2 protein-coding genes are annotated in these 3,680 nt (G+C 42.2%); one reads left to right on the forward strand and one right to left on the reverse strand.

The features are described from left to right. Positions 1-249: 249 nt before the first annotated feature. Positions 250-3,327, forward strand: coding sequence for a T9SS type A sorting domain-containing protein (locus K1X56_15050; protein MBX7096036.1), 3,078 nt, complete (start codon positions 250-252; stop codon positions 3,325-3,327). Here the strand turns inward: K1X56_15050 and K1X56_15055 are convergent. Then, positions 3,328-3,680 (reverse strand): VOC family protein (locus K1X56_15055; protein ID MBX7096037.1); only part of this gene is annotated, 353 nt, incomplete at its 5' end.

Raw genomic sequence — 3,680 nt, forward strand, 5'->3', positions numbered from 1 at the left:
AAAGCCGTTGTTAAAATGTGCGAAGATTGGGGAGTACCTAAAGAAAATGTTCGTTTCGACGATTTCGGAGGATAAATTTTCTTGCACCATATTCAGAACATCCCGGCAGATTTGTCGGGATGTTTTTGTTTGCTCCAAAAGCAGTTTGTGTTGGAAGTAGCGTATTTGTAGCCTAAACCTTGAAATGCTGCGACTAAATACTTGAGCACTATTTATGTCTTTCCTACATTGAAGGCATATTTTTTTGCTATGAAATTGAAACTTGCACTTGTCGGTTTTTTAATGGGATTGAATCTGCTGTCGGATGCTCAGCAAATGAGTTCTACGGCTATTGATACCTTGTTTATCCAACGCCCGGAAGTTTATATTCAATTAACACTTCCTGTTGGAATGACGCCTTCTGAAATCAGTAAGTTGGTTTCGGTAGATCATGGTCAGCAAGGCAACACCATAAAAGCCTACGCCAATAAAAAAGAGATTCAAAACCTGGTTGATTTAAATATTCAGTTTACCGTATTAAACCATCCATCCCTTTCGAGAAATTTACCCATGTTGCAGGGTAATGCTACACGTCAGCAATTAAGATCTTTCACTGCTTATCCCACCTATTCGCAATACGAAGGGTATATGCAACAATTTGCAATCGATCACCCTTCTATTTGCCGTTATGTGGAATTAGGAACTTTGCCCAGCGGAAGAAAAATAATGGCTGTAAAAATTTCAGATAATCCGGATACACGCGAAAACGAACCGCAGTTTTTATACACCTCCACCATGCATGGTGATGAAACCACTGGATACCCGATGTTGCTTAATCTGATTGATGAAATATTATTAGGCTATGGAAGCAATGCGCGTTATACCAATCTGATAAATTCAACTGAGATTTGGATTGTTCCTTGTGCAAATCCCGATGGAACCTATGCCGGTGGTAATAACACCGTAAACGGAGCAACGCGTGCAAATGCAAATGGGGTAGACCTTAACCGGAATTATCCCGATCCGCAAACAGGACTCCATCCCGATGGTAATGCCTATCAACCTGAAACGGTCATTTTTATGGGACTGGCAGATACGGTTGATTTTGTAATGGCGGCTAATTTTCACGGAGGTGCAGAGGTAGTGAATTACCCATGGGATACCTGGAATCATGTTCACCCTGATCTTAACTGGTGGCAGCGGGAATCCTACAAATTTGCAGACACTTCGCAAGTGAATAGTCCTGCAGGATATATGGATGATCTCTATTCCGGATCTCACCCCGGTGTTACCAATGGATTTGCCTGGTACGAAGTGGATGGTGGTCGACAAGATTACATGAACTGGTGGAAGCATTGCAGAGAATTTACTGTTGAATTATCGACCGTAAAAACCATTGCAGCAAATCAACTTCTCAATCATTACAATTACAATAAAGCATCTCTTTTAAATTATTGGGAAGAATCCTTACATGGAATTCGTGGTGTAATTACAGATGCATGCACTGGAGCTCCGATAAAAGCAAAAGTGTTCATTTCAGGTCACGATGCAGATAGTTCGCATGTTTATTCTTCGCTGCCTGTAGGGAATTATCATCGTCCCATTTATCAGGGGAACTACAATGTAACCTTCTCAGCTCCCGGATACCAATCGCAAACCATCAACAATATTGCTGTAACGTTTAATAATGCCACGGTGGTGAATGTTCAATTGCAACCTTTGGCTCCTAATGCAGCATTTACCAATGAACTGATCAGCTCTTGTGGCGGTACAGTTCAGTTTTCAGATTTAACAGGTAGTGCTAGTACATGGTCATGGGATTTTGGCGACGGATCCACATCCACCGATCAGAATCCTTTGCATGATTACGCCAATTCGGGAACGTATACCGTTTCTTTAACCGTTACAAATTGCGCCGGAAACGATGTTCTCACGCTTCCTGCAGCAGTATCTGTTACTATCGCCAGTTTGCCAACCGCATCGGATGTTACTGCAAGCAATTGTAATCCGCAATCGGTGGTGATAAGCGGATCCGGAAACGGAACATTGCAGTGGTATGATTCTCCTGTTTCAACAAATGTATTGGCGAGTGGAAATTCATATACAACACCAGTCTTAAGCGGAAATACTTCCTTTTGGGTTTCCGATTTAAGTTTGAATCCATCACAATATGTAGGTCCTGCCGATAACACCTATGGTGCAGGAGGATACTTTACAGGAACAACCTATCATTACCTGATTTTTGATGCGGCTACTGATTTCGAATTGGTTTCTGTTTGGGTAAATGCTCAGACATCCGGAAATCGTACCATTCAATTGCGGAATTCCGCTGGTACGGTATTGCAGCAAAGTGTTGTGAATATTCCTGCCGGACAAGGAAGAATCAATCTTAATTTCCAGGTTCCTGCCGGTTCGGGATACCAGCTTGGTGTAGGAGGGGGAAGTAATTTATACAGGAATTCCTCAGGAAGTGTATATCCATATTCTATTGCTAACGTGGTAAACATTATTGGTAATTCTGCCAATAATCTGGCCTACTATTATTATTTCTACGATTGGGAAATTGCTACACAATGTGAAAGTGGACGATTAGAGGTACAGGTTGTTTTCCCTGGAAATTTGAATGCAGATGTCAGCATCACTTCTCCTGATTTAAGTGTTTGTGAAGGGCAAACTGTACAATTTAATCCATCACCGGTAAACGGTGGTGCAAATCCAAGCTACCAGTGGTTGGTGAATGGTAATGTGGTGTCTTCAGGTAATTCCTTTTCGAGCACGACCCTCAACGATGGTGATGAAATCAGTTGTGTAATGACATCTTCTGATGCTTGCGTGGTGAATAGTCCCGTGAGCTCTTCCGGAGCCTTTGTAACGATTTTCACTAGTCCGACCACACCAAGTATCACCCAGAGTGGAAACCTGCTTATTTCGAGCTCCGCAACGGGTAATCAGTGGTACCTGAATGGAAATCTACTTCCGGGTGAAACGAATGATACCTTGGTCGCGGTTACAGATGGGGATTATTCTGTGGAAGTGACCGACGGAAATGCATGTACATCGGGATTGTCGGTTGCATTTAGTTACCAAAACAGCAATACCGGATTAACTGAGCAAAGCCTGAATTTTATGATTTACCCTAATCCATCGGAGGAATTTGTGATGGTGAAATGGAATAGTGGGGGGAATGTTCAACTTCAAATTTTTGATGCAAAAGGAATTCTAGTAACATCCGAAACCCTTCAGGGTGGAAATGCCGCAGTAGATATTACCGGTTTAGCCCCGGGAATTTATGAATGCCGGTTAACTTCGGTTCAAGGTGTGGGCCATCAAAAACTGATTCGCAAATAATCACTTTTTGGGAGCCTCCCACAATTCAATCTTATTGCCGTCTGGATCCAATACCCATGCAAATTTTCCATAATCGGAGAAGTCGGGTTTTCCTATGAGTTCAACTCCGTTTTTAGCGAGCTGTTCCATGAATTCTTCCAGGTTATCCACTCTGAAATTAATCATGAAACTGCTTTCTGAAGGCGCAAAATAGTTGTTGTCTATTTTAGTGGGCGACCATACCTGATATCCCATTTCTTTTTCGGAAAAAGGAAACATAGCACCCCAGGATTCTGAATGTAAACCGAGTTTTTCGCTGTACCATTTTCTTAATTCTTCCGGGTTTTTCGATTTAAAAAACACACCGCCGAGTC

Source organism: Flavobacteriales bacterium, from assembly GCA_019694795.1.
Classification (GTDB): domain Bacteria; phylum Bacteroidota; class Bacteroidia; order Flavobacteriales_D; family UBA2798; genus UBA2798.